Source organism: Neptunomonas japonica JAMM 1380, from assembly GCF_016592555.1.
GTDB lineage: Bacteria > Pseudomonadota > Gammaproteobacteria > Pseudomonadales > Balneatricaceae > Neptunomonas > Neptunomonas japonica_A.
Genome location: NZ_AP014546.1, coordinates 2,292,267 through 2,318,130, shown reverse-complemented (window position 1 = coordinate 2,318,130; position 25,864 = coordinate 2,292,267). Strand labels below are relative to the sequence as shown.

The 25,864-nt window shown below is 43.2% G+C and carries 25 protein-coding genes, 1 tRNA gene and 1 pseudogene; 15 read left to right on the top strand and 12 right to left on the bottom strand.

Annotation, left to right across the window (positions count from 1 at the left end):
* Positions 1 to 89 precede the first annotated feature (89 nt).
* A complete protein-coding gene (locus tag NEJAP_RS10870; protein ID WP_201347269.1) occupies positions 90 to 566 on the bottom strand; it encodes an acyl-CoA thioesterase in 477 nt (158 codons plus the stop codon).
* A 97-nt stretch (positions 567 to 663) separates the two neighbouring features.
* Between NEJAP_RS10870 and NEJAP_RS10865 the strand changes: the two genes are divergently transcribed.
* A complete protein-coding gene (locus NEJAP_RS10865; protein ID WP_201347268.1) occupies positions 664 to 1,326 on the top strand; it encodes a hypothetical protein in 663 nt (220 codons plus the stop codon).
* 84 nt (positions 1,327 to 1,410) lie between these two features.
* On the opposite strand, the gene trpA is transcribed toward NEJAP_RS10865, so the two are convergent.
* Positions 1,411 to 2,193, bottom strand: coding sequence for a tryptophan synthase subunit alpha (gene trpA, locus NEJAP_RS10860; protein ID WP_201347267.1), 783 nt, complete (start codon positions 2,191 to 2,193; stop codon positions 1,411 to 1,413).
* Positions 2,190 to 3,419, bottom strand: coding sequence for a tryptophan synthase subunit beta (gene trpB / locus NEJAP_RS10855; RefSeq protein ID WP_201347266.1), 1,230 nt, complete (start codon positions 3,417 to 3,419; stop codon positions 2,190 to 2,192). The genes trpA and trpB overlap by 4 nt, the downstream gene beginning before the upstream one ends.
* 83 nt (positions 3,420 to 3,502) lie before the next feature.
* On the opposite strand from trpB, the gene NEJAP_RS10850 reads away from it, so the two are divergent.
* Positions 3,503 to 4,045 (top strand): TetR/AcrR family transcriptional regulator, encoded by a 543-nt coding sequence (locus NEJAP_RS10850; RefSeq protein WP_201347265.1) that lies wholly within the window; start codon positions 3,503 to 3,505, stop codon positions 4,043 to 4,045.
* Positions 4,046 to 4,070: 25 nt separating this feature from the next.
* On the opposite strand, the gene NEJAP_RS10845 is transcribed toward NEJAP_RS10850, so the two are convergent.
* The 3 genes from NEJAP_RS10845 to NEJAP_RS10835 form a co-directional block, all read right to left on the bottom strand.
* The gene (locus NEJAP_RS10845) at positions 4,071 to 4,490 is read right to left on the bottom strand and encodes a bacteriohemerythrin (protein WP_201347264.1); all 420 of its coding nucleotides are present in this window, start codon (positions 4,488 to 4,490) and stop codon (positions 4,071 to 4,073) included.
* Positions 4,491 to 4,650: 160 nt separating this feature from the next.
* Positions 4,651 to 5,067 carry a hemerythrin family protein gene (locus tag NEJAP_RS10840; RefSeq protein WP_201347263.1) on the bottom strand — a complete coding sequence of 139 codons (417 nt, stop codon included), beginning with the start codon at positions 5,065 to 5,067 and terminating at the stop codon, positions 4,651 to 4,653.
* Positions 5,068 to 5,177: 110 nt separating this feature from the next.
* Positions 5,178 to 6,611 carry a M48 family metalloprotease gene (locus NEJAP_RS10835; protein WP_201347262.1) on the bottom strand — a complete coding sequence of 478 codons (1,434 nt, stop codon included), beginning with the start codon at positions 6,609 to 6,611 and terminating at the stop codon, positions 5,178 to 5,180.
* A 37-nt stretch (positions 6,612 to 6,648) separates the two neighbouring features.
* Here NEJAP_RS10835 and NEJAP_RS10830 point away from each other — a divergent pair, with 37 nt between their 5' ends.
* Both NEJAP_RS10830 and NEJAP_RS10825 read left to right on the top strand, forming a co-directional pair.
* On the top strand, positions 6,649 to 6,969 hold the full coding sequence (locus NEJAP_RS10830) for a sulfurtransferase TusA family protein (RefSeq protein ID WP_329610900.1): 321 nt from the start codon (positions 6,649 to 6,651) through the stop codon (positions 6,967 to 6,969).
* 26 nt (positions 6,970 to 6,995) lie between these two features.
* Positions 6,996 to 8,074 (top strand): annotated as a pseudogene (locus NEJAP_RS10825) (AI-2E family transporter).
* Between the two features lie 68 nt (positions 8,075 to 8,142).
* Here the strand turns inward: NEJAP_RS10825 and NEJAP_RS10820 are convergent.
* Entirely contained in the window at positions 8,143 to 8,610 is a 468-nt protein-coding gene (locus tag NEJAP_RS10820; protein ID WP_201347261.1) for a peroxiredoxin, read from the bottom strand.
* A 154-nt stretch (positions 8,611 to 8,764) separates the two neighbouring features.
* On the opposite strand from NEJAP_RS10820, the gene dapA reads away from it, so the two are divergent.
* The 3 genes from dapA to NEJAP_RS10805 all read left to right on the top strand — a co-directional run bounded on the left by dapA (position 8,765) and on the right by NEJAP_RS10805 (position 12,075).
* Positions 8,765 to 9,643, top strand: coding sequence for a 4-hydroxy-tetrahydrodipicolinate synthase (dapA, locus tag NEJAP_RS10815; RefSeq protein WP_201350578.1), 879 nt, complete (start codon positions 8,765 to 8,767; stop codon positions 9,641 to 9,643).
* Positions 9,644 to 9,653: 10 nt separating this feature from the next.
* Entirely contained in the window at positions 9,654 to 11,036 is a 1,383-nt protein-coding gene (gene bamC, locus NEJAP_RS10810) for an outer membrane protein assembly factor BamC (RefSeq protein ID WP_201347260.1), read from the top strand.
* A gap of 91 nt (positions 11,037 to 11,127) precedes the next feature.
* Positions 11,128 to 12,075 carry a 2-hydroxyacid dehydrogenase gene (locus NEJAP_RS10805; protein ID WP_201347259.1) on the top strand — a complete coding sequence of 316 codons (948 nt, stop codon included), beginning with the start codon at positions 11,128 to 11,130 and terminating at the stop codon, positions 12,073 to 12,075.
* 17 nt (positions 12,076 to 12,092) lie between these two features.
* On the opposite strand, the gene NEJAP_RS10800 is transcribed toward NEJAP_RS10805, so the two are convergent.
* Both NEJAP_RS10800 and rlmD read right to left on the bottom strand, forming a co-directional pair.
* Complete coding sequence (locus tag NEJAP_RS10800; RefSeq protein WP_201347258.1) at positions 12,093 to 12,716, bottom strand: RluA family pseudouridine synthase; 624 nt, start codon at positions 12,714 to 12,716, stop codon at positions 12,093 to 12,095.
* Positions 12,713 to 14,107: a 23S rRNA (uracil(1939)-C(5))-methyltransferase RlmD gene (rlmD, locus tag NEJAP_RS10795; protein ID WP_201347257.1), complete on the bottom strand. Its 1,395-nt coding sequence runs from the start codon at positions 14,105 to 14,107 to the stop codon at positions 12,713 to 12,715. The genes NEJAP_RS10800 and rlmD overlap by 4 nt, the downstream gene beginning before the upstream one ends.
* A 117-nt stretch (positions 14,108 to 14,224) precedes the next feature.
* Here rlmD and NEJAP_RS10790 point away from each other — a divergent pair, with 117 nt between their 5' ends.
* A complete protein-coding gene (locus tag NEJAP_RS10790; protein ID WP_236590894.1) occupies positions 14,225 to 15,208 on the top strand; it encodes a glycosyl transferase family protein in 984 nt (327 codons plus the stop codon).
* 35 nt (positions 15,209 to 15,243) lie between these two features.
* Here NEJAP_RS10790 and NEJAP_RS10785 read toward each other — a convergent pair whose 3' ends face one another.
* The gene (locus NEJAP_RS10785) at positions 15,244 to 16,413 is read right to left on the bottom strand and encodes a cation:proton antiporter (RefSeq protein ID WP_201347256.1); all 1,170 of its coding nucleotides are present in this window, start codon (positions 16,411 to 16,413) and stop codon (positions 15,244 to 15,246) included.
* A gap of 217 nt (positions 16,414 to 16,630) precedes the next feature.
* Here NEJAP_RS10785 and nfuA point away from each other — a divergent pair, with 217 nt between their 5' ends.
* The 5 genes from nfuA to NEJAP_RS10760 all read left to right on the top strand — a co-directional run bounded on the left by nfuA (position 16,631) and on the right by NEJAP_RS10760 (position 22,369).
* Positions 16,631 to 17,224, top strand: a complete 594-nt coding sequence (nfuA, locus tag NEJAP_RS10780; RefSeq protein WP_201347255.1) for a Fe-S biogenesis protein NfuA — start codon at positions 16,631 to 16,633, stop codon at positions 17,222 to 17,224.
* 252 nt (positions 17,225 to 17,476) lie between these two features.
* Positions 17,477 to 19,900, top strand: coding sequence for an endopeptidase La (gene lon / locus NEJAP_RS10775; protein WP_201347254.1), 2,424 nt, complete (start codon positions 17,477 to 17,479; stop codon positions 19,898 to 19,900).
* A 133-nt stretch (positions 19,901 to 20,033) separates the two neighbouring features.
* Positions 20,034 to 20,309: an HU family DNA-binding protein gene (locus NEJAP_RS10770; RefSeq protein ID WP_028468835.1), complete on the top strand. Its 276-nt coding sequence runs from the start codon at positions 20,034 to 20,036 to the stop codon at positions 20,307 to 20,309.
* Between the two features lie 34 nt (positions 20,310 to 20,343).
* Positions 20,344 to 20,420 (top strand) — tRNA-Asp (locus NEJAP_RS10765).
* Between the two features lie 65 nt (positions 20,421 to 20,485).
* Positions 20,486 to 22,369: a SurA N-terminal domain-containing protein gene (locus NEJAP_RS10760; protein ID WP_201347253.1), complete on the top strand. Its 1,884-nt coding sequence runs from the start codon at positions 20,486 to 20,488 to the stop codon at positions 22,367 to 22,369.
* Between the two features lie 58 nt (positions 22,370 to 22,427).
* On the opposite strand, the gene NEJAP_RS10755 is transcribed toward NEJAP_RS10760, so the two are convergent.
* Together NEJAP_RS10755 and NEJAP_RS10750 are read right to left on the bottom strand one after the other, a co-directional pair.
* The gene (locus NEJAP_RS10755; RefSeq protein ID WP_201347252.1) at positions 22,428 to 23,549 is read right to left on the bottom strand and encodes a beta-ketoacyl-ACP synthase III; all 1,122 of its coding nucleotides are present in this window, start codon (positions 23,547 to 23,549) and stop codon (positions 22,428 to 22,430) included.
* Between the two features lie 121 nt (positions 23,550 to 23,670).
* Positions 23,671 to 23,859: an RSP_7527 family protein gene (locus tag NEJAP_RS10750; protein WP_201347251.1), complete on the bottom strand. Its 189-nt coding sequence runs from the start codon at positions 23,857 to 23,859 to the stop codon at positions 23,671 to 23,673.
* Between the two features lie 116 nt (positions 23,860 to 23,975).
* Between NEJAP_RS10750 and gcvA the strand changes: the two genes are divergently transcribed.
* Both gcvA and NEJAP_RS10740 read left to right on the top strand, forming a co-directional pair.
* Entirely contained in the window at positions 23,976 to 24,875 is a 900-nt protein-coding gene (gcvA, locus tag NEJAP_RS10745; RefSeq protein WP_329610899.1) for a transcriptional regulator GcvA, read from the top strand.
* A gap of 49 nt (positions 24,876 to 24,924) precedes the next feature.
* The gene (locus NEJAP_RS10740) at positions 24,925 to 25,623 is read left to right on the top strand and encodes an aspartate/glutamate racemase family protein (RefSeq protein WP_201347250.1); all 699 of its coding nucleotides are present in this window, start codon (positions 24,925 to 24,927) and stop codon (positions 25,621 to 25,623) included.
* The last annotated feature ends 241 nt before the right edge of the window (positions 25,624 to 25,864 follow it).

Sequence of the window (25,864 nt, the reverse complement as noted above, 5' to 3'; positions counted from 1 at the left end):
TGATATAGGAAGGGCGTTGTTATAGAGAGCGCTGATACCTGATGACCTATCAAAATATCGGATCAGGTATCAACGACTATGCATTACTTTTATTTTACGTGGGCTTCCATTTCATCGCCGATTCGTTTTCTCATATCCATGAGTCGTAATGCAGAATCTCTTAGACGAATATCATGTTCAGTCATTGGAATCCATTCAGGGATATCGGTTGGTTTACCTTGGTCATCAACGGCAACCATAATAACAATACAGTGAGTGGTTAGGTGTCGCTCGGTATCTTTCGGGTCACCTGCACGTACATCAATCCCAATATGCATTGATGAGCGGCCGGTATAAATTACTTTTGCAGCAACTTCAACAATGTTACCTACATGGATTGGCTTAACGAAACGAATACCCCCAGCATACGCAGTAATGCAATACTTGCCACTCCACCCGGCAGCACATGCGTAAGCTGCAAGGTCAATCCATTTCATCACGGCACCGCCGTGAACTTTTCCGCCGAAGTTAACGTCAGCTGGCTCGGATAAAAATCTTAGCGTTATTTCTCTGTCTTGGCCTGCCATGAAAACCTCAAAATTATGCTTTATAGAAAGTGCTTTTATTATATAGACTAAAGGAGTGTGTGAGAAATGCTCCACTGACTCCTAAGAGAGGTTATTTATGAGTACTCGTTTACAGTCTGTGTGTATCGTTATCAGCAGCTGTGTTTTCTTGCTGCTATCTCCTGTTGTTCATACTGCTGAAGAGGAGTCCGAAGAGCTTGTAATTGATCACGTTATGTTTCCTGTTTATTTGAACAATCCATTTCTAAAAGTAGTAAAAAAGTCATGGGAAAAACATAAGGTAGGTAAAGTTGATATAGGGCCTCAAAACGCGAGTTACAAAGGTGTTTTCTTTGCTAGCAAGAGCTTTTATGTTGAGCATTTGTCCAATGTTAAATCAGAGCCTTATTGGAGTAATGCGGTTTATCTTGCAGTGCCTAAAAAATATTGGAGCTATTATAAGAGTCCCGCTTTAGTCACCAAAAACTTTTTAGTGCCTTATTTTGGTTGTGGTTACCAGCTTATTAATCCAGATTACAAATACATCAATAGCAAGGTGTCTAAAGGGGTAGCTTATGACGGTTTTACGCTTTTGATATCTGAAGCTTTACGAAAAGATATTGTTAATGTGGCGGGGCAAAAGTGGTCCTTGCCAAGTAACGGAAAAGTACGTGTCCATGAAAAATTAATTCGTGTTAATGAGATGGCTGTGATTAACGAGAAATCAGAACTGATAGCGCCTTTATATCAGTCAAACCCGATATTGCGAGAGTTTCTCTAAGAGATGATAGTGCCCTACGCATTCTTTATTCATGAAAATAAGACTGCTTTAAAGCAGCCTTTGCTTTTACTAGCAGATTCGTAATCAGGGCTGTAGCTCTTGCAGTTTTTCAGCCACTGCGTCTAAACCTCCTTTGTTAAATGTATTGAGTAAAGCAGATCCTACAATCGCTACATCGGCATAACCTTTGAGCGAACTGATATCGCTAGCAGTATTAATACCAAAACCGACCGCTAATGGTAACGAAGTATACTTTTTAATTGTGCTTAGATAGCTCTGGATATCTTGCGCTTTTGTGTCGTCGTGGATAGGTGCTTGCTGCCCAGTCACACCTGAACGGCTTACACAGTAAAGCATGCCTTGAGCGTGCTTTAGAACGGTTTTAATCCGCTCTTGCTGCATGTCAGGAGTCAATAGCCATACCGGAGAGATTCCTTTCTCGGGCAGGGGAGCAAGCATGGCGTGATGATCAATAGGTAAGTCCGGTATGATGATACCAATAACATCATCTCCCATTTGCTGTGCTAGCGACTCAAAACCAGGTTGTAACAGTGGGTTTAAATAGCTCATTAACAGCACGCGACTTTGTGGGTAACGTTGCGCGAGTTGTTTTATATCTTTAAGGCACTGAGATAATTTAGGTTGATGCTCCAATGCATGATGGCATGCCGTAGTGATGGTCGGGCCGTCTGCTACAGGGTCAGAGAAGGGGAATTGTACCTCGAGAACCTCAACGCCGCTTTCAAGCATTAGTTGCATGATCTCGAGACTTTTTTCAATGCTCGGGTAGCCGTAAACAACATGGGTCATCATCAAGAGGGGCTTGTTTTGCCTTTGCTCTTGTATGAATGAGGTTAGTTTATTCATTGTGCAGCTCCCTCTTTTAAGTAGCTATGTAAGAATTCAGTGAACGGTTCGTCATTCAATGCTTTAGCTATGTTGAATATATCTTTATCACCGCGCCCTGAAATGTTGATGACTAGGTGTTCGTCAGGCGACATGGTAGCTGCTTCTTTCAAGCCCCCCGCTACGGCATGAGAGGACTCTAGCGCAGGGATGATCCCTTCGTTACGTGTGAGTAGCTTAAAGGCTTCAATGACTTCTATATCATTAGCACTGGTCATGCGAACCTTTCCTTGCTCCTCTAAATCAGCCAGTATCGGAGACACGCCAACGTAATCAAGCCCCGCGGATATAGAGTGCGTGGGTTGTAACTGGCCTTCGTCATCTTGTAGAAAGCGTGTTGCAAAGCCTTGAGCAATACCAAAACGTGCTTGGTCTGTATTAAAACGCATTGCGTGCTCGCCAGGATCGTTGCTGCGTCCGCCTGCTTCAACACCAACAAGTTCTGTTTGTGTATCGACGAAGGGCAAGAAAATACCACACGCATTACTACCGCCGCCAACACAGGCATAGATGCGATCAGGGTGCTTTCCAAACTGCTGTATGGATTGCTCTTTAACTTCCTCACCGATAACGGACTGAAAACCAGCGACCATTTCAGGGTAAGGTGCGCAGCCGCAGCTGGTACCAATTAGGTAGTGAGTGTCTTCATAACTAGAAGACCAGTCGCGTAGCGCTTCATCTAACGCATCTTTAAGTGTGGCGGCACCAGTTGATACCGGTACCACCGTCGCGCCAAGTTGTTTCATCCAGAAAACATTAGGGTATTGGCGTTCAATGTCGTGTGCTCCCATATAGACAACGCACTCCAGTCCAAGGCGAGCCGCAACCAGTGCGCTGGCAACACCGTGTTGGCCTGCACCTGTTTCGGCAATAACGCGCGTTTTCCCCATACGCTTAGCGAGTAGCCCTTGGCCTATGACATTATTCATTTTATGGGCGCCGCTATGGTTTAGGTCTTCACGTTTTAGGTATATCTGCGCACCGCCTATCTTTTGTGTAAGGTTGGCGCAATAGGTTAAGGGGGTAGGGCGTCCTGAAAAGTGCTGCATTTCAGATTTGACCTGTTGAACGAAGGAGGTGTCAGCCATAGCTTCGCGATAAGCTTTTAGCAGTTGTTGTTGGCTGCTATAGAGTATTTCGGGGATAAAGCTCCCACCGTATTGACCAAAGCGTCCTTCATCATTCATGATCGTGCCTATATGTATTAATTTATTAACTAAACGGTTCGGTAAAGATAATAAAAATTCTTACTGGCGTCAATGGGGTATTTATGGCGCGCGGACGTCCTTCTAAAAAACAAGTGATTTTGGATGCAGCACGACAGCTGTTCGCAGAGTCTGGATATCAAGGCACATCAATTGATTTGGTTGTGCAAACTGCCAGTGTTTCAAAACCCACGGTATACAATAATTTCCCGACGAAACAGGCACTATTGCAGGCATTACTCGAGGAGCTATCATCAGAAGTACAGTCACAACGACAAGCCATTATTGGTGATGATAGCTTGTCAGTGATTGGACGCTTGATAGCGATTTTTCGCCAACTAGCCACCGTGCCTGAGTATCTTGCGGTATATCGGATGTGTTACGGAGAACGGCATAAGCTTGATGAAGTGACTTATCAGTTATGTACGCGTTTTGATCAAGTGCTGCAGGATGATTGCCAGGCATTATTACTTAGGCAGAAAGAAGAGGGTGATAGTACTCTCGTTGTTATTGCTATCTGTAGAGAGTCGCTCTTGATTCCTGCTCTATCAGGCGGGCAAGCGGTTTCGCAGGACGTCATTGAAACCGCGTTATCCCGGGTGATTTAGTGATAGCTACTTGTCTCGTTATTGATCAACGTTGTTGTCGGCTGATGAACATCGCAGTAACGGTGTCCATTGTATTGATATGTTGTATGAACCACGGAATCATAACATCGCTTAAGTAATGGCTTAGTTGTGATAAATCATGTTCTTTTTGCCATGTGCTTAGCACGTCTTGCATCTGTGCAAGCACACGCTCATGCTCGCCTTTGTGGCAGTCATAGGGTGGAAATGCGGCGTCAACCATCTGCAGCTCTTCGCGCGCAAAGTGTTCAACATTATGTTGATAAAGTTCTGTCAGTAGTTCTGTAATCTTAGCTGTATTATTAGTATCTTGAGCTAAGGCTATCTCGGCATGTAGTTGGTTAGCTAACTCCGTGGCTGTCGCGTGATCATCATTCATGAAGCTGAGTGCGACATGAGGAACGGCGGATAAATCCAATAGCGGCATCGGGCTTTCCTTTTTAATAATGACTTTATCAATGAGTGTGAAGATGCGAAGAAATTACCATGCATAGTGCTGGGTGGGATTGATATTAATCAAACGAAAATAATTAACGCTTGTAGTGGTGCAGCTCTTTCATTAGTACTGATGAATTACAATATTGATATCAGCGTGATGTGATGAAAATTGCCGTAGCATGATCCATCGTAATCGTGTGTTTTTTAAGCCATAAAGGAAATATTTCATTCATGTAAGTTTTTAGTGAATGGATATCTTGATAATGGTTCCAATGATCAATTAGAGCTTTCAACTCGTTAAGTAGACGGCCGTGTTCTTGCTTATGATGTGAAATGGCAGGGAATTGAGCTTCTTTCATGGAAGACTCTTCTTTTTCAAAGTGCGCACTTTTGTGAGCAAGCAGTGTTTCCAGTAAAGGCAGAATCAAATTTTTATGGTTGCTGTCTATTTGTATTTTGGCAATAGTTTGGTTGATTTCTGAAACGAGGCGAGCTGCTTCTTCATGATCATCATTGATGAAGTCTAGAGCAACGTGTGGGATACCGTGTTTTGTTAAATAACTCATGTTTGGCACCACTATCTTATTGTTATTGTTATTGCACTTGAGGCTACTTGAATAACTCTGTAAGCAGTATGTTTCTTTAGTCTAGCCTCAAAGATACGTGGGCTGCTTAGTTAAAAGTCCATTTTCATGTTTTCTCGGACTTGCTTTGTATCAATTTCTAATTGTAGAAGTCGCGCCTTATCAGATGATGTGAGGTGGGGTTCTCTTCGTGCAAAAACAATTTGTTTTAGTGCTCTGTCTATTTGCCCTGTAAGTAAAAAATATTCCACTCTAGCTTGGTGTACAGCGGTGGTGTTGCCTGCTTGTCCTAAGGCTTCGGATAATAAATACCAGGCATTAATATCGGTGGGATAATCTTTCTTTAGTTTATTTAAAACAGTGACAGCTTTTTTGGGGCGCGCTGCTCCCATATATGCTTTTGCTAGCAGTTGATCAACAGCATAGTGTCCTGGGAAAAGACTAGCGAGCTCCTCCAGTTGTTTACTGGCCGTTACCCATGCTTGGGCTGCGAGTTGTAGTTCTGCATTGGTTAATTTTACAAATAAATGCTGCTTCCATGAGGTAGGGAGCTTATCTAATGCGGCTTTCGCTTGCTTAAACTGGTTCATTCGAATAGCGGCCACAGCTAATCCATAATGGGCTAGCGGTGTTTGCGACGATTGCGCGGACGTTTGATAATGATTTAGTGCTTTTTGTGGATTCGTTGCAAAATGAACGCTGAGTCGCGTGCGAACAATATCAAAATCAAGTGATAGCTTTGCTGCTGGGCTTGTAGGAAGTTGTGAGGCTCGGTTTAAAGAGTCAGCAATACGTGATTCTGTTACTGGATGTGTTAATAGGAACTCGGGGGGGCGTGCTCCCTGAAAACGTTGGGCTTGTTGCATTCGTGAAAACATACGTGGCATTGCATGAGGGTCAATACCAGCCGCCGCTAGGTTTTGCATACCTATACGGTCAGCCTCTTTCTCATTCTGACGACTAAAAGCGAGCCTTGATGATTGTTGCGCTGCTATTGAACTAGTGATGGCGGCTACGCCTGCTTGTGTATCTGCAGCAGCAATAAGGATGCTGGCTAACATGGTGGCTAGGGTGAAAGGGCGGTTACGGCGGGTTTCTTCAAGCTGTGCTGCAAAGTGTCGTTGGCTTAAGTGGGCCAGCTCATGTGCAATAACTGAAGATAGCTCGTCCTCTTTTTCGGCAGAGAGTAATAACCCACCATGGATACCGACAACGCCGCCGGGAACGGCAAAAGCATTAAGTGTTGGGTTATCTAAAACAATAAGCTCTAAGCGCCTATCTTGTAACTGGCTGTGTGCGGTCAGTTGCCATAAAAGGTCGTATAAATAAGAATAGGTAATTGGGTCGTCAAGAAGGGGCGCGCTGCCGCGTAAAACTCTCGCCCACGCTTGGCCAATTTTATGCTCATTATTGAGAGATATGATGCCGGAAGTCGCATCTTCAATAAGAGGCAGATTGTTATTTGCTTGTGCCTGTGGGGCGATTAAGAGAGTAATCGCGCATAAAAAAGTGTTAATAAAGCGCATTCAGTCCTTCCTGTTCTCTTTCATGGGCGTGTGAAGCATGTCATTATCTTACCCCGTTGCTATAAGCGATGCCTGCTTAAAGGTAGTAATTAGTCGTAATGTATTGAAATATAGGCCTTATATGCAAGATAGTGATATCGATCAAACGTTAGACGTTAGAGAATTAAATTGTCCTTTGCCATTATTGAAAGCAAAACAGGCATTAAATAAGCTTGCTGTTGGGCAAGTGCTTAAAGTGATTGCTACGGATGTTGGGTCGGTCAGGGATTTTAAAGCCTTCACCGACCAATCAGACCATGAATTGCTAAACTCGTTCATTGGTGAATCCGAATATACCTATTTGATTCGACGTGGCTAACTTAATTTTGACTGGATAGATCGACTATGAGAGCAATTATCTCGAAATGGGTAGAGCGGTACTTTTCTGATGAAGAGGCACTGTTTCTGTTTCTGCTACTGGGTTCATTTTTACTGATTATACTCACCTTAGGTAAGCCGTTAGCGCCTGTGTTTGCTGGGCTGATTATTGCGTTTTTGATGCAGGGCGGAGTGGATACTCTCGTTAAAAAGAAGCTGCCACACTTGCTTTCTGTTGCGATTGTTTTTACTGCTTTTTTAAGTTTTTACTGGCTTTATCTTTAATTGTATTTCCCTTGGCCTGGAAACAGTTATCAAATTTATTTCAGGAGCTTCCTGGAATGGTACAGGAGGTACAAGCATTATTGTTGGTACTACCGCAGGAGTATCCTCAGTGGGTATCGGAGTCGCAGGTTCGAGATATTATGCAGTTAGCTTCAAGTGAGTTATCTAATGCCGGTCAATGGGTGTTCACCTTCTCATTGAACTCTTTAGCCGGGGTGATGACGCTCTTGGTTTACCTCGTTTTAGTGCCTATTTTAGTTTTCTTCTTTCTCAAAGACGGACGTTCGTTGGTGAGCTGGTGGATTACATTCTTGCCCAAAAAACGCCAGATGATGACAACTGTTTGGCAAGAAATGGACGATCAAATTGCGAATTATATCCGCGGTAAAGTTATAGAGATTTTGATTGTCGGTAGTGTTACCTACGTGACTTTTCTAACACTGGGTATTAACTATGCGGCTCTATTAGGAATTATTGTTGGGCTGTCAGTGTTGATACCTTATATTGGCGCTGCTTTGGTAACATTGCCTGTGGCTTTGATCGCGTTCTTCCAGTGGGGTTGGGGTGGTGAGTTTATGTACCTAATGATTGCTTATGGAATCATTCAGGCGCTGGATGGCAATGTATTAGTTCCTCTACTGTTTTCAGAAGCCGTAAATTTACATCCTATATCGATTATTGTTGCTGTCTTGATATTTGGTACGCTGTGGGGGTTTTGGGGTGTGTTTTTCGCGATTCCGCTAGCGACGTTAGTAAAGGCTATTTTGAATGCTTGGCCAGGTCCGTTGGATGATGAGCCGCATGAAGAGGCCGCTGCTTAACAATTTAAGCTTGTTTAGTTTGATGTAATGCTCCTTATAACTAGAGCATTACATCAAAAGCGTAAAAGCTAGAGGCTTTTTACCACCGCCAGAACCTCGTCGACATGTCCTTTTACTTTTACTTTGCGCCACTCTTGATGCAGCACTCCTTTTGCGTCAATCAGAAAAGTACTGCGCTCAATTCCCATATACTCTTTGCCATACAGCTTTTTTAACTTAATCACATCAAAATGGTTACACAAAGCTTCTTCAGGGTCGCTGATTAGTTCAAAAGGGAAGCTGTGTTTCGCCTTGTAGTTTTCATGAGTGCGCATGCTGTCGCGGCTGACGCCTATGATTTCTGTATTGGCATCTTGAAATTCATTATAAAAGTCTCTGAAATTCTGTCCTTCTGTGGTACAACCCGGTGTATTGTCTTTAGGGTAAAAATAAATCACCAAATTTTTGCCCTGTAATGTAGACAAAGAAACGGTAGTTTTGCTTGTCGCAGATGCTGTGAAATCCGGTACTGATTGTCCTACAACTATGTTTGGCATTATTCTTTCACCTGTATTTACAAAAAAGCGGCGTGGCTACTACGCTTATGTACTTTATTTCGTATAGAATATCGAGCCTTATACGATATCAGATCAGGTTTTGGATGTGTGTACAAAAATGCAACATACCAAACCTAAGTTAACGGAGAGTGAAATGATTACCGGCAGCATTGTGGCGCTAGTGACTCCAATGAAAGACAGCGGAGAGATCGATTGGGTTGGTCTTGATAAGGTTGTGGATTTTCATTTGGAAAACGGCACAGATTCTATTGTGGCAGTTGGCACAACAGGTGAATCTGCAACACTTAATTGTGAAGAGCACTGTGCGGTAATCAAACGTGTTGTTAAACGCGTTAATGGCCGCATTCCTGTTATTGCAGGTACGGGTGCAAACTCAACGGCTGAAGCTATTCAGTTAACACGTGAAGCCAAAGGTGCAGGTGCTGATGCTTGTTTGTTAGTAACGCCTTATTACAATAAGCCGACTCAAGAAGGCTTGTATCAGCATTACAAAGCGATTGCTGAAGCGGTTGATATTGATCAGATCTTATACAATGTTCCGGGGCGTACGGCGTGTGATATGTTGCCGTCAACAGTTCTTCGCTTAGCTGAGATCTCTAATATTATAGGGATTAAAGAAGCGACAGGTGATATTGAGCGTGCCCGCCTTCTTATTGAGAAAGCACCAGAAGGCTTTGCTATTTATTCTGGTGACGATGCTACAGCTATTGAGATGATCATCGCTGGTGGGCAGGGTAATATTTCTGTGACGGCGAACGTCGCTCCAGCTGAAATGGCTGAGATGTGCCATCTTGGTTTGGAAGGCAAAGCAGAAGACGCTCGCGCATTGCAGCAGCGTATGATGCCATTACACACACAGCTGTTTGTTGAAGCGAACCCTATCCCCGTTAAATGGGCCATGTATGAGATGGGATTGATGGACCTTGGTATTCGTCTACCGCTGACTGTGTTGTCTGATGAGTTTCATCCTGTAGTGCGTCAAGCGCTCGTTGATAGCAACGTTACAAAGTAAGGAATATCTGATGAATACACGGTTGCTTTCATATGCAGTTTTGGTTGGGCTGGTATCTACCAGCGGTTGTAGCATTATTGGTAAGAATCCAATTTATGGCGAAAATGGTGTCTTTAAAGACCGTAACCAAGAGTATGAGAAGGCAACCGTTAGTAAAGAGTTAGAGATACCTACTCACATACAAGTGAAGCGTACTCAGGATCAGTTTGTGATTCCTACCGTTGGTCAAACGGCTTCAGTGAGAACGGCAGGGTTTGAAGTACCGCGTCCAGAGTTCTTTTATGCTGACACAGGTAGTGATGCGGTAAACTTCAAAAAAGTAGGTGATCAAAAAATTATCGTTGTTGATGAGCCTATTGCCGCTGTTTGGGAAAAAACACTGGATTTTATGAAGTATAACGGTGTTCAGATAGCCAGTGCTGATGCTCGCCAAGGTGTGATTGAAAGTGATTGGATTTTAATCAATGGCCCAGAGCTCAGTTTTATGGATCGTTGGGTTAAGCATTTAACGCTTCAAGATATCCCAGGTGGATCTCGTAACAAGCTGCAGGTTAGCTTACGTCCAGATCCACAGAATTATGAGCGTACTTCGATTGAAATGAAGCATGTTCAGTTTCCTGAAAAACAGCAAATCGCTGATATTGACTGGGAAACATCATCGCAAGATGTTGGTTATAAGTCCGATATGATGTTTGAAATGTTGCGTTACATGAGTAAGGCAACAGTTAAACCGGAAGAGCGTTCACTGCTGGCGCTTCAACAAAAGCAGGCATCTCGTCCGTTATTGGGTCGCGATTCTCGTGGTAATCCGGTACTTAAAATTGATGCGCCAATTGATTTGTCTTGGAATATGCTGAATGCAGCCGTTGATAACGCAAGTATGGATATAGGCACGCGTAATCAAAGTATTGGTATGCTCTATATGACATATACAACATCGACGCCTGTTGAAAGTAAGAAAGATATGGGCTTTTTCGAATGGATATTTTCTGACCGTGAAGAAATTAAGCTAGATACTAGCGTGATAACTTCTGCGCTGGGTGTGGAAGAAACTAAAGATGTAGTTTATAGCGCTAAAGCGGCAAAAGATGTACCTGTTTTGGAAGAAGGCGAAGTTCAAGCATTAGCAGATCCTAATAACCTAGCTAACCAAAAAGGTTATAAAATATGGATTGGTGGTCGAGTTGTTTATGTATTTGGTAGTGATGACACGAAAGGTGCATTTAACGCAGAAACTAATGCTTACGAACATGTTGGTAAATACCAATTGAAGATGAATCGTACTCGCTCTGGTGTTTATGTCACGGTGCGTAATGATCAGGGCTTGGCTGCTCCTGCGATTATTGCTGAAGAGATCCTTTGGCTAATTAAAGATAATGTGCCGGTAAGTTAGTGTCGCTTTAACATGAGTTAAGTCGTATATTATATGAATAATAAAGGGGCCTTGTGCCCCTTTATTATGTCTAGCGTTTTTGGAGAGTAAAATGAAAGCCGTATTTCTTGATATTGAAAGCTTAGATGATCTGGATCTTGCTCGTCTTGAGGCTGTATTCGAGACGTTAGTGACGTATAAAAGTACAGTGCCTGAAGAGGCTGCTGAAAGAGTATGTGATGCTGATGTCATTATCGTTAATAAAGTGCAGCTTAACAAAGTGATAATAGAAAGTGCGCCACAGCTAGCACTGATTTGCGTGGTTGCAACAGGCACTAATAATGTAGATCTAGAAGCAGCAAAGCAGAATAATGTTGCCGTTTATAATTGTCAGGCTTATGGCATTCCTTCAGTTGTTCAGCACACCTTTTCATTGATTTTAGCTTTGCATACTAACTTGCTAAGCTATGATCGTGCAGTGCGCGCTGGAGAGTGGCAGAAGGCTTCACAGTTTTGTTTTTTGGATTACCCTATACGTGAATTGAGTGGTCGTAAAATAGGTATTATTGGTTATGGCCATTTAGGGCAAGGTGTCGCCAAAATAGCCGAAGCTTTTGGTATGCAAGTGCTGGTGGCAAGTCGTTCACTGGATGATGACCGGGTAGGTCGGGTTCAGCTTAAGGAGTTGTTGCCTATCGTTGATGTCTTGGCTATACACTGTCCGTTGACTGATGAGACACATAACCTTATTGATGCAGAGGCTTTAGCATTGATGAAAAACGAAGCCGTACTAGTCAATGTTGCTCGCGGAGGTGTTGTTAATGAAACCGCGCTTGCTAACGCGCTTCGAAGTGGAGAGCTAGCGGGTGCGGCTACAGATGTGTTAACAGTCGAGCCGCCAAAAGAAGGGAATGTTTTACTATCTGCAAATATCCCTAACCTGATAGTAACTCCCCACAGCGCCTGGGGTAGTAAGGAGGCACGACAGCGTATTATCGACCAGACTGTTGAAAATATTGCTGCTTTTGGTTGTGAAGGGACTGAGAGAAAAGTGGTATAAAGCCTCTTGTATGAGGCTTAAAATGGAGCCTTAGCAGTAAATGATAATGGCTCTTGCGTAAAAGGATGTATAAAAGATAGCTCTTCAGCGTGCAGTAATAAACGCTCAGAAAGTGCTAATGCCTCTCCCTCGGCATAAAAGCGGTCACCTGCAATGGGGTGGCCCAGCCACTGCATATGTACGCGTAGCTGGTGAGAGCGTCCTGTTTCTGGATAGAGGAGAACACGTGTACTATTCTCCATTCTTTCAATAACCTCCCAGCGAGTTAAAGCACTTTTTCCTTTTTCATGATCGACCATTTGCAGTGGACGACGTTCCCAGTCGCAACGTAATGGCTCTGCAATTATACCGTTATCTTCTGTGGGTGTTCCGCTAATTATTGCGTGGTATCGTTTCGATACTTGCCGGGTTTGAAACAGGCGGCTTAGCTCAACAAGGGACTCTGCTGTGAGGGCAAGCATCATTAAGCCGGATGTGGCGTAATCTAATCTATGCACGATACGAGCCGTAGGGTGGCCTTCTGCTTGTACTCTTCGCCCTAGGCAGTCTTGTTTGTCGGGGCCTTTTCCAGGTACTGATAAAAGGTCATGGGGCTTGTTGATGATTACGAGGTGATCATCTGAAAAAAGAACGGGAATCATCGTTTGAATACCCTTTTGCTTTTCTTGGCTTTTTCCTTTGTTTTACTCAATGTCGTTTTTCTGAAGAGCGCCATCGATTCTACATGGTTGGTATGTGGGAACATATCCATCACATTAAAGCGTGTTAATTGATAGCCTTTTTCTAATAATAACTTGCTGTCTCTCGCCAGTGCTGATGGATCGCAAGAGACATAGAGTATCTCTGTGGCTTGTGTTGGTAATTGATTAATAACTTCATAAGCACCCGTTCTAGGAGGGTCAAGAACGATCTTATTGGGTGATGATTTAAGCCATTGCTGATGTTTGTTGTCAGCGGATAAATCAGCACGGAAAAACTGCGCGTTATCTATCTTATTTAGTTCAGCGTTACTGGTGGCACGCATGACCATTTCATTAGAGCCTTCAATGCCTATAATTGCTTTAACGTGTTGAGCTATAGGTAGCGTAAAGTTTCCTAGCCCGCAGAAAAGATCTAATACGACATCGTCCTTTGTGAGCTCAAGCCAGTTAATGGCTTGTCGAATCATCTGTTGGTTGACATCAGCATTGACCTGCAAAAAATCACCGGGGTGAAACTCTAATTGAATGTTCTCATCAAGAAGAGAGTAGCGGTTGGGGGCTAGCTCAAGCAGTGTTAGCGTTTCAGTGTCTGTTTTCAGATAAAGGTTAAACTGTTTGCTCTTTGCAAAATCAATCAGTGATTCTTTGTCCGCTTGTTTGGGCGTGCCTTTGCATCGCAATAGTAACGATTGCGAATTATCACCGAATAGCAGCTCAGCATGAGTATAGGATTTGCTATTGGGTATTTGATCAAGTGCAATTTTGAGATCGGTGAAAATGGATTCGCCGCGATGATCTAAAACGGGACAAGAGGATATTTGTAGCAGTTTGTTACTCTGCTTGCGTCTAAAACCAACAATGGCTTCATCGCTTTTATAGCGTACATTAAGTCCCAGTCGTGCTGAGCGACGATAATTCCATGGTGCTGAACGAATAGGCTCTTCGATCAGGAGAGGTGTCTGTTCTCCAAAGCGCGATAGCTGATTGAGTACATTGGCTTGCTTGCTAATGATCTGGGCATCGTGTTTTAAGTGCTGTAGTTGGCAGCCGCCACATTCGCCATAGTGTGTACAGAACGGTTCAGTACGCTCTGTCGATGGTTTAACTATTTTGATGAGTTTAGCTTCATCGTAGCGTTTATGTTGAGTGGTGATGATTGCCTCAACATCTTCAGTACTTAAGGCGTCATCAACAAAAATGGTCTTGCCTTGGTGTCGAGCTACCCCTCGGCCTTCTTGACTGAGTGATTCAATATGAAGCAAAAGAGCTTCGCCTGATAACGGTTTGCTTTTGGCGTTAGGGCGGCCAAAACGAATTGATTGTCTTTTCATATTTCTTTCCAGAATAAACTGGCCGCATTTTATCATAGTGAGGATCAACTCATCAGGCTCATTCTTACTTCTTTATATTGTATAGTGGGCGCCTGAATATTTTTTGGAGCAGTGATCGTGGCTGAGCATCCGTTCGCATCTTATGTGCGCATTTTAGGTAAAGGCAAAAAGGGTTCCCGTTCGTTAACGCAGCAGGAAGCTTTTGATGCAATGAGTATGATATTGGCGGGTGATGTACGGCCCGAACAATTAGGTGCTTTTTTAATGTTGTTGCGTGTTAAAGAGGAATCTCCTCAGGAGCTGGCAGGCTTTGTTCAGGCAGCTCGTTTGCATGCTCATGCTCCAGAGGTGCTTGATGTTGATCTTGATTGGTCTACTTATGCAGGCAAAAAACGCCAGCTTCCTTGGTATTTACTGGCGGCTTTAGTGTTGTCTGAGAATAATACTCGTGTCTTTATGCATGGCGCTAAAGGGCATACACAAGGGCGGATATATGTAGAAGAGATGCTAGTGCTTTTTGGGTTGAGCACTGCCAAGGATTGGAATCAAGTGTCTTCTGATTTGAATAAGCACCAGTTTGCTTATATGTCGATCAATGAAATGGTGCCGCGTTTAGGTGATATCATTCAGCTGCGTCCAATTCTAGGGCTGCGCTCTCCTGTGCATACATTATGTCGATTGATTAATCCTTTAGGTGCGTTTTGTACTGTAGATGGTGTATTTCATCCGGCTTATGCGCCTATGCATCAGGAAACAAGCTTGTTGTTAGGCGTGCAGCAGGGTTTAACTATTCGTGGTGATGGAGGGGAAGCGGAGCTAAAGCCTGATTCTGACTGTGAAATCCGCTGGGTTAGGCAAGGAGAGCTGTCAGATGAGCAGTGGCCTAGGATTTATCAAAAACGTCTGGTAAAAGACGAAGTGTTGGATCCTGCTTTATTGTTAGCTTTTTGGCGTGGGGAAAGCAGACATGAATACGGAGAGGGCGCGGTGATCACAACGCTAGCTTCCCTCTTAATACTGCTGAATAAGGCAAGCCAACAGGCTGATGCATTGGTGTTGGCTCAAGGGTTGTGGGAGCGACGCGACCGCTCACGTTTTTAATCATTCCGAAATTGAGTGTCGATTAAGGTGCGATACTAATCGCGCCTTAACCTGTCCGAGACAGCAATAGGTGACGGAAAGTTAAAGATAACCACATAGGTAGAGAGTAAAAAGGTAAGAATAGCCGTGGCCTGAATAACATGGGATGCTTCTTGCCCTATCAAGGCTGTGCTTGTTGCAATGTAAGCTATCAAGAGTGAAAACTCACTAATTTGCCCTAATCGAAAGCCAACCTCCCAAGACATTGCGTTATCTTCTTTAATGGTTTTGAGTAGCAAGTGAAATACAACAGGTTTTAAACCAACAACGAGTAAAGCCAATACAACCGATGGGAGAATAATGAGCCCAACTAATCCAAGGTTGAAGCTGGCGCCCACCGAGAAGAAAAAGAGAATCAGAAAGAAATCGCGTAATGGTTTAAGGTTGGTTGCGATGTACTGTGAGATAGGGCTGGTCGCCAGTGTAACTCCTGCCACAAAAGCGCCCATCTCCGCTGATAATCCAATGTATTGTGCTCCTTCTGCCATCCCCAGGCACCAGCCAATGGCGAGCAGGAATATGTATTCGTGAAACCGGTCAAATTTTTGTATTAGCTTGAGAATAATATATTTAACTAGAGCAAAGCCACCGATCACTAGCAATGGAAGCGCGAGTAATGGTTTTATAAGATCCATTGCGCCGCTGTTTTCATTCTGTCCGCTGTACAAAAAGAGTAATACTAGAATCGCAATAACGTCTTGTAATAAGAGTAACCCTACGACTAATTCGCCTGTATGACGGTGGTGTAAAACGGTAGTGGGTAATAGTTTGATGCCTATAATGGTGCTGGAAAACATCAGTGCGGCACCAATAATCAATGATTCCGTTTGTGTATAGCCAAATAGCTGTGATGCGGCATAACCTGTTGCTAAAAAGAGTACGGAGCTACCTAATGCGACCCAAGTGGCTTTTTTTATCATCTGTACCAGATGAGAAGGCTGCATATCTAGGCCTAATAAAAACAATAAGAATATTATTCCAACATGAGATATGTCAGAGAGTAATGCTGTGTCTGAGATTAGTTTGTAGCCGTAAGGTCCTAAAATAGCACCTAGGACAATATAGGCTACAAGCAGGGGTTGGCGTGTATATAGAGCAGCAGAGGCGAGAATGGCAGCGCCAGTAAAAATTAGAAAGAAAGAAAAAACTACTGAATGTTCAGTCATTTAACAGACTCCGTATAAGCATCTGCACAGTGTAACAGAAGCGGATATTGTCTGTTTAGCGACGAATAATTAGAGAGTTGTTTTTATTTAAATTTAATGGATTTAAAGTTGCTAGTTCGATACTTTTCTGCTCAATATCTGATCAATTTACTCGGGATTATATTCAGTGTATCCTGATGGCATTATTTGTACTTATGTTTGTATTCAGGTGTAAAAAATGAACATGACGGTTACCGAAGGCGCAGAAGATTATCTGGCCGATTTATTATCTAAACAAAATGTAGAAGGCATCGCTGTAAGGATGTTCGTAACTCAGCCGGGTACGCCGTACGCGGAAACATGCTTGGCTTATTGTCGACCAGAAGAGCTGGTTGAAGATGACGAAGTAATGGAATTAAGCAAAATTCGCTTCTACTTTGAGCGTAATAGCTTGCCGTATCTGGAAGAAGCGCTTGTAGATTATTCTCAAGATCGTATGGGTGGCCAGCTGACCATAAAAGCCCCCAATGCTAAGGTGCCTAAGGTTTCTTCAGATAGCCCAATGAGTGAACAGATTAACTATATTCTTTACAGTGATATTAACCCAGGTTTGGCTTCCCATGGTGGTGAAGTAAAATTGGTAGAGTTGGTAGAAGAAACTGATGGCTTCGTCGCTATTCTGCAGTTTGGCGGTGGTTGTCAAGGTTGTAGTGCTGTTGATATGACGTTGAAAGATGGTGTAGAAAAAACCTTAGTTGAACGCCTTCCTGGTTTGCTTGGTGTGCGTGACGTGACTGACCATAGCGTGACTGAAAACTCTTATTACAAGTAGTCCTATTGGCTAGGCGTATTTTATTAAATACGTCTGGCGCATTGCCCAATATGTATTGTGTTGCTATAAATAATTCATATGCAGGCCATCCTAATTAAAAAATGCGAGCAGCAATTGATAAAGGTTGTTTTCTTGTATGTAGCCCCCATAGTCTAATTCAGGCATCGAAAAGTCTATTTAGTAGGCATTATGTCTTTTTTTATATCGCACCCTGAAACTTAAGAGGTGCCTTGCAGAGAGGCAATATCCATTATGGATCAGTTTGAAGCTACCGATATTATTAATGTAGAGCTTCCCGTACTGCCGTTACGTGATGTGGTTGTGTATCCGCACATGGTCATCCCACTGTTTGTCGGCCGAGAAAAATCCATTGAAGCGCTCGAAGCCGCGATGGAATCTAATAAAGAAATTTTACTGATCGCGCAAAAAAATGCATCTGATGATGAGCCTGTTGCAGGTGATTTACATGAGATCGGCACCGTTGCTAGCGTTTTACAAATGTTGAAATTACCCGATGGCACGGTCAAGGTTCTAGTTGAAGGTGATTATCGCGCTAGAATATTAGAGCTTGATGATTCAGATAATTATTTTACAGCTCAGGTCAGCAGTCTTCCGGTAGAGGCGCTTACGCCAGCTGAAAGTGAAGTGTATAAGCGTACTGCATTAGAGCAGTTTGATCGCTTTATACAAATCAATAAAAAAATCCCATCTGAAGTGCTTGCGTCTTTGCAAAATATTGATGATATCGGGCGTTTGTCCGATACCATTGCTGCGCATATGTCACTGAAGCTAGATGAAAAGCAAAGCATTTTAGAAATGCTGGATAGCCGTCAGCGTTTAGAGCATCTGATGTCTTTGATGGAAGCGGAAATCGACTTGGTTGAAGTTGAAAAACGTATCCGTGGGCGTGTAAAAAAGCAGATGGAAAAAAGCCAGCGCGAGTACTATTTGAATGAGCAAATGAAGGCCATTCAGAAAGAGCTCGGTGACTTGGATGAAAACGGTGTTAGTGACATCGATGAGTTAAAGAACCGCATTGATGCCGCAGGTATGCCAAAAGAGGCGTACGACAAAACAATTGCTGAGTTCAATAAGCTAAAAATGATGTCCTCGATGTCTGCTGAAGCAACAGTCGTGCGTGGCTATATCGATTGGATGTTGCAGATTCCATGGTCTAAGCGCTCTAAAGTGCGCCATGATATGAAGCGTGCAGAGCTTATTCTTGATGAAGATCATTTCGGTTTGACGGAAGTCAAAGAGAGGATTTTAGAGTATCTTGCTGTGCAACAGCGAGTGAAGAAGCTCAAGGGGCCTATTTTATGCTTGGTTGGTCCTCCAGGTGTTGGTAAAACATCTTTAGGGCGTTCTATTGCTCGTGCGACAAACCGTAAATATGTTCGCATGGCATTGGGTGGGGTTCGTGACGAAGCTGAAATTCGTGGTCACCGTCGTACCTACATAGGCTCTATGCCAGGTAAACTTATTCAAAAAATGGCGAAAATTGGTGTCAAGAATCCACTTTTCCTATTAGATGAAATTGACAAAATGGGTATGGATCAGCGTGGTGACCCTGCTTCAGCATTGTTAGAAGTGCTTGATCCTGAGCAGAATTCAACTTTTAACGACCATTACATGGAAGTGGACTACGACTTGTCTGATGTAATGTTTGTGTGTACTTCTAACTCAATGAATATCCCCGGTCCGCTTTTGGATCGTATGGAGCTTATTCGTATTCCTGGATACACTGAAGACGAAAAATTAAATATTGCTCTTAAATATCTGGTTCCAAAGCAGATAAAGCAAAATGGCTTAAAAGAAAAAGAAGCTAAAATTGAAGATTCAGCGATCATTAGCTTAATTCGCTACTATACTCGTGAAGCTGGTGTGCGTGGCTTAGAGCGTGAGATTGCTAAAATCTGTCGCAAAGTTATTAAAACAATTGCTTTGGGTGAGGCTGATAAGCAGCTGGTCGTCACTGATGAGAATCTGGAACGCTTCAGCGGTGTTAAGAAGCACAGCTTTGGATTGGCTGAAGAGGAAGATCTTGTAGGCCATGTGACTGGCTTGGCGTGGACTCAGGTAGGTGGTGATATGCTTAGCATTGAAGCGACTGTTATGCCGGGTAAAGGCCGTCAGATCACAACGGGTTGTCTGGGTGATGTGATGAAGGAGTCTATTTCAGCTGCGCTTACGGTTGTTCGTAGCCGTGCTAAAGCATTAGGCATCTCTTCAACTTTCCATGAGAAGCAGGATGTGCATATTCATGTGCCAGAAGGAGCGACGCCAAAGGATGGGCCAAGTGCCGGTATAGGTATGTGTACTGCACTGGTGTCTGCTTTGACTGAGATACCGGTTCGTTCTGATGTGGCGATGACAGGCGAAATTAATTTGCGTGGTCAGGTCATGCCAATTGGTGGTTTGAAGGAAAAATTGCTAGCAGCCCACCGGGGTGGAATAAAAACTGTTATCATTCCTGACGAAAATCAACGTGACCTGAAAGAAATACCTGATAATATAAAAGCCGATTTAGATATTAAGCCGGTAAAGTGGATTGATGAAGTGCTTGACATTGCGCTTAAATTTCAGCCTAAACCACTGAAGGACGAGCCTGTCGAAGCGGTTTCAGCAGAGAAAAAATCTGCTAAAGCCTCAGCAGAACAAATAAATACACATTAATACGAAACACAGGCAGAATCAGGGGTTGAGCACTTGACACCTAATTCTGCCAGTTGGTATAAAGTGCGGGATATTTGTGCTGAGCATGGACTACAGAACATAAATAATAAACGACTCGATAAAGGGGAACATCGTGAACAAGTCTGAACTGATCGACGCTATTGCAGCTTCTGCTGATATTCCAAAGGCGGCTGCAGGTCGTGCATTAGACGGTGCGCTTGAAGCAGTAACTTCTGCATTGCAGAAGGGTGAATCTGTTGCACTAGTTGGTTTTGGTACATTTTCTGTAAAAGAGCGCGCGGCACGTACTGGTCGTAACCCGCAGACAGGGAACCCAATTGAGATTGCTGCTGCAACTTTGCCAAACTTTAAGCCAGGCAAAGCGCTAAAAGACGCAGTAAACAAGTAAGGATTTGATTGAGTTACAATCATAGTCCAAACGTGGAGCGGTAGTTCAGCTGGTTAGAATACCTGCCTGTCACGCAGGGGGTCGCGGGTTCGAGTCCCGTCCGTTCCGCCACGATAAAAAGCGCATTCAGGCGAATGCGCTTTTTTTTTAACTTTAGGGTTTGTTTTAGGTGAATCATGCTGCAATCCATCAGAGATAATTCGCAGAGTATTGTTGCCAAAGTCATCGTTGGCTTAATTGTTGTTACCTTTGCGTTGTTTGGAGTGGAGTCATTAGTAAGTTTGACCTCTGAGTCAGATGCGCCAGCGACAGTGAATGGTGAAGAGATAACTAGCCAAGAGCTGTATCAGGCAACAGAATTGCAAAGACGTCAGTTGTTATCCCAAATGGGTGAAAATGCAGATCCGGCATTACTTGATGATGGTTTAATCAGTAGTATGGTGTTGGATAGTCTAATTGAGCAAAAATCTCTGCTTTTAGCCGCAGAGGATAAGAATTTGATGGTATCTGATCGTATGATTGATCAGATGATTGTTAATACAGCTGATTTTCAGGTAGATGGTCAATTTAATCGTAATCAGTTTGAAGCGGCACTAAGAAATGCTGGTTTTACCCCGCTAATGTATAGGGACCTGCTACGTAAAGAGCGTGTTATTGAGCAAGAGCGAAATGCTTACCAGTTATCAGCATTTGCTGTTCCGCAAGAGCTTGAGCGTATCGTTGCTTTAGATCGTCAAACGCGTGACATTCGCTATTTTGTGTTGCCATTAGCGGGTGTAATGGCTCAGGTTAATGTTTCTGAAGATGATATTAAGTCTGAATATGAAGCAGAGCGCTCATCGTTAATGACGCAAGAGCAAGTGGCTGTTGAATATATTCTGCTAAATAAAAATGACCTGCGAGATGATGTCGATGTTTCTGATGATGAGCTAAAAGCGCAGTATGATCAGTATTTAGCATCTTTTCAGGCAGAAGAAGAGCGTGATGTTGCGCATATCTTAATTGAAGTGACTGCTGAGCAAGATGATGCGGAGGCACTGGCTAAAGTGGCGGCACTACAAGCGCGCATAAAAGCTGGAGAGTCATTTGAGTCTTTAGCTAAAAGTGAGTCCGATGATGTTGGCTCTGCATCTTCTGGTGGTAGTTTAGGCGTAAATGGCAAGGGGGTATTCTCTGAGCCTTTCGAGCGTTCAATGTACGAATTATCAGTTAATGACGTATCAGAACCTGTTCGAACAGAGTTTGGTTACCATCTGATCAAAGTAAACGGTATTTCTAAAGAAGAAGTATCAAGTTTTGCTGAGCTAAAATATGACCTTGCTGAGGAAATTTTGGATCAGAAAGTTGAAGCTATTTATGTTGAGCGTTTAGAACAGATGGCTGATATTACTTTTTCAGCAGGTGATTTGGTTGAACCTTCTGAGGTGCTTGGTCTAACGATAGTATCCAGTGAGCCTTTTGACAAGGTTGGAGGTACTACTGACGTTACTCGAAATGCTAAAGTGATTTCAGCGGTATTTAGTAACGAGTTAATTCAAGAGAAGGTAAACAGCCCTCTTATCGAGTTAGACAAAGAGCGCACGGTTGTTGCGCGAGTGAAAACGTATTTCGAGCCAAGAGAGCAAGCGTTTGAGGAGGTTTCTTCTCAGTTGAAGCAGCAATTAGTTCAGCAAAAAGCTAGCGATTTGCTTGAGTCTAAAGCAAAAGGTGCTGTTGCGCAGCTTAATGCTGGCGAGCCTCTGAGCACGGTTGCTGCGGGCGTTAATACTGAAACTAAAGCGGCCGTGTCGCGTTCGACTTCGGATATTCCGTTAGAGGTACGTAACCTTGCTTTTTCTTTGGCGAAACCTATTGAAGGTAAAGCTGTTGCTTCTAGGACTGTTTTAAATGATGGTGGTGTAGCAGTGGTGCTATTAACCAGCGTTAACACACCTGAGGTGGCCTTGTCGGAAGAAGAAGTTAAATCGATGGCTGGTTTCTTAGGGACACGCTTTGGACAACAAGAGTATCAGGCGCTGGTTAGTCAGTTAAAGAGCTCTGCTGAGATTGAAAAAAGATAGCTTTTTGGCAAATTCAAAAAAACGCACTTATTAGTGCGTTTTTTATGGGTGAAGGTTTTTATCTCTTTTTAATAACAAGGCTGCCTATCGAGTAACCGGCACCGAAAGAGCAAATTAGGCCGTGATCACCGCTGCTAAGGTCTTTATGGTGTTGATGGAATGCAATAAGCGACCCAGCTGATGCTGTGTTGGCATATTTATCAAGCACAATAGGCGCCTCATTTTTGTTGGCGTTTCTGCCGAGCAGTTTTCGAATAATTAAGTGATTCATATTAATGTTGGCTTGGTGTAGCCACCAGCGTTGTACATTTTTAACTGCAAGATGGTGCTGATCTATGTGTTGTAAAATATGCTCAGTGGCCATAGGGCAGACCTCCTTAAATACTTTGCGTCCGTTTTGGTGGAATAGAGCATCTAATGCAAAAGGGTCGGTGTCGCTGACTCTGGCGGTGTAGCCAAAGTTTGATCGTATGTTGTTGGAGAATAGAGTTGCTGCTTTGGTGCTTAGTATTTCGTAGCTGTGCTCAGATTGGCATGTAGCAGAGTCTTCAATAACGGTGGCTACCGCGACATCCCCAAAAATAAAATGGCTATCACGATCACAGTAATTAACTTGTGGGGATGTTAATTCTGGATTGATGATTAACACCCCTGTTGCAGTGCCTGCTTTGATCATTTCGTAAGCTCTATGTAAACCAAATGTGGCAGAAGAGCAGGCTACTTGCATGTCAAAGCCAAAGCCTTGTATGCCAAGTGCGTGTTGAACTTCAATAGCGATGGCTGGGTAAGCGCGTTGTGTATAGGAGCAAGCGACAATAACAACATCAATTTGCTCGGCTGATTTGTTTGCTGCTATGAGGGCTTTTCGTGCGGCGGCTAGTGCTATCTCAGCTTGTACTGATAACTCGCTGTCGGCTCTAGCAGGGAGGCGTGGGCGCATGCGAGAGGTGTCAAGAATACCATCTTTACAATAAGCGAATCGGCTTTTAATGCCAGAAGCTTTTTCTATAAACTCGGCAGTAGATAACGGTTTTTTGCTAATGCTACCTGCTTCAATTTCATCGGAGTGTTTTGAGTTAAATGCTTCAGCCCAAGCGTTGTAAGCTGTTGCTAGCTCTTCATTTGTTATGCTGTTCTTGGGAGTCCAGAGACCAATACCGCTAATGATAGGGTTTTTCATGGCTTATTACTTCGTTAAATAGAGGCTATTAACAATAGTATAGACAAGAAAAGTTCTATGAATAAAGAGGGTGTGCGTCAGAAGGTAGCTCGGGGCCATAGTGGCCCCAAAATCGTATGGCTTAGTGGTGGGCAGGGCGGTTGGCAGTTATTTTTGGAAGCTCTAAGCGAAATAGTGCTTTTAATTTTAGAGCAACAGAAGTGTAGAGTTCGCCTAAGTATTCACTGCGTAGTTGATGTGCCTGATCTATATAGTAAGCAGTATCAACGTTGCCGTCTTTGTCTGTACGTAGTTCTGTATCATTGTTCATGGATTTCTCACTTAACTAGTTGGTGTTGATTTATGCGTTTATACTAAGGTCTAGGTGCTGCTTGCACAAACGATCAATTTTCATCAAAATGATGAGATATTTTCATCAATGAGGTATTGCTTATCAGACGCTTACCACCACTCAATTCAGTGAGGATTTTTGAAGCAGCAGCCCGTAATGAAAGCTTTGTAGCAGCGGCTGAGGAGCTTTCTGTGACTGCATCGGCTGTGAGCCATCAGATTAAAACACTTGAGCAGTTCTTGGGCCTTGAATTATTTCGAAGAAATAAAAGAAAAGTTGAATTGACACCTATGGGTGAGCAGTATTTGGTGTCTATTAAGTATGCTTTGGATGAAATAGAAGTGGCAACCAAGCGTCTAACAGCTAGCCCAGAAACCGATATAGTAACAATCAGTGTGGCTCCGAACTTTTTGACGCGGTGGTTGATGCCAAGGATGCAGCGCTTTCAGGAAAGGTTTCCTGATGTTGAGTTGCAAATTAGTGCTTCAACAGGACTCATCGATTTCAATAAATCGAATACCGATATGGCGATCTATTTTGGGCATGGTGACTGGCATGATATTGAGGTGCATTTTCTTAGAAAAGTGCTGTTAGTACCTGTATGTAGTCCCGCGTTGATTAAAAGCGAAAAGCCGCTAACTAAACCTGAAGATTTACGAAAGCATACTCTTATCCAGGTCAGTAAGCGCTTGTATGAGTGGCAGGAGTGGCTGCAGTTAGCAGGCGTGGAGTACTTGGGGTTTGGTAGGGGGTTACAGTTATCGAGCAGTCAACTGGCCACTGCGGCGGCTCAAGAGGGGCTTGGTGTGGCGTTAGCTGACAGTACGTTGACATCAAGAGAGATAAAGGACGGAAAGTTAATAATGCCATTTGATATTATGTTGAATACGCATAAATCCTTCTACCTTGTGCATAAAAAAAACCGCTCTTTAACCTACGGAATGCGCGCATTTAAGGATTGGGTCATTGAAGAGATGCATAAGAGTAGTGTTTGATCGTTTATAGGTCAGGTCCTACTGTTTGAGGTGAAATTAAGGGGAGTATATGCGCACAATTGGATTGTTAGGTGGGATGAGTTGGGAGAGTACCGTTACCTACTATCAGCTTATCAATAAAGGAATTAAAAAAGAGTTAGGAGGGCTGCACTCTGCAGAGATTATTTTAAGTAGTGTTGATTTCCAGTTGATAGAAGCATGTCAGGCTCAAGGGGACTGGCAAGGTGCGGCAAGTATTTTAAGTAAGGCTGCTTTGAGTGTTCAAGCCGGTGGTGCTGATTTTCTGCTGATCTGTACAAACACTATGCACAAGGTGGCCTGTGCTATTGAAGCAGAAATTGATATCCCTTTGTTGCATATAGCAGATGCAACAGCGCAGGCATTGGTTTGTGAAGGTGTTTCGCGTGTCGCGTTGTTGGGAACTCAGTTTACGATGGAGCAAGATTTTTATAAAGGCCGCTTAACTGACGTTTATGGTTTGGATATTGTTATTCCCAGCAATGCTGATCGAGCTATTATTCATAATGTTATTTACAAAGAGCTCTGTATGGGCAAGGTATTAGAAAGTTCTAAAAATGAGTATTTGAGAATTATTGATCAAATGGCCATTCAAGGAGCGGAGGCGGTTATTCTTGGGTGTACAGAAATTGGTTTGTTGATCAAACAAGACGATACAGCTATGCCGTTATTTGATACAACAAAGGTACATGCGCAAGCCGCCGTTGCTTACGCTTTGAGGATGACTTGACTCATTCTTAAGCTGTCTTTTTTCTGTTGGTTTGCTTGTTATAGCTTTGTGGCACTTGCAGAGTAAATGCTTTCCAATGTTCGGTATTCCGTACATGTGGTTGCACGGCAGACTAAAATTTCATATCAAAACCTATAAAAATAACTTTTTAATCTATCGCGTTAATATTCTTCTCCCTATAAGTTTAAATTATTTATTAATCTTTAATATCATATAGTTAAATCTATAAGTTTAAGTCGAT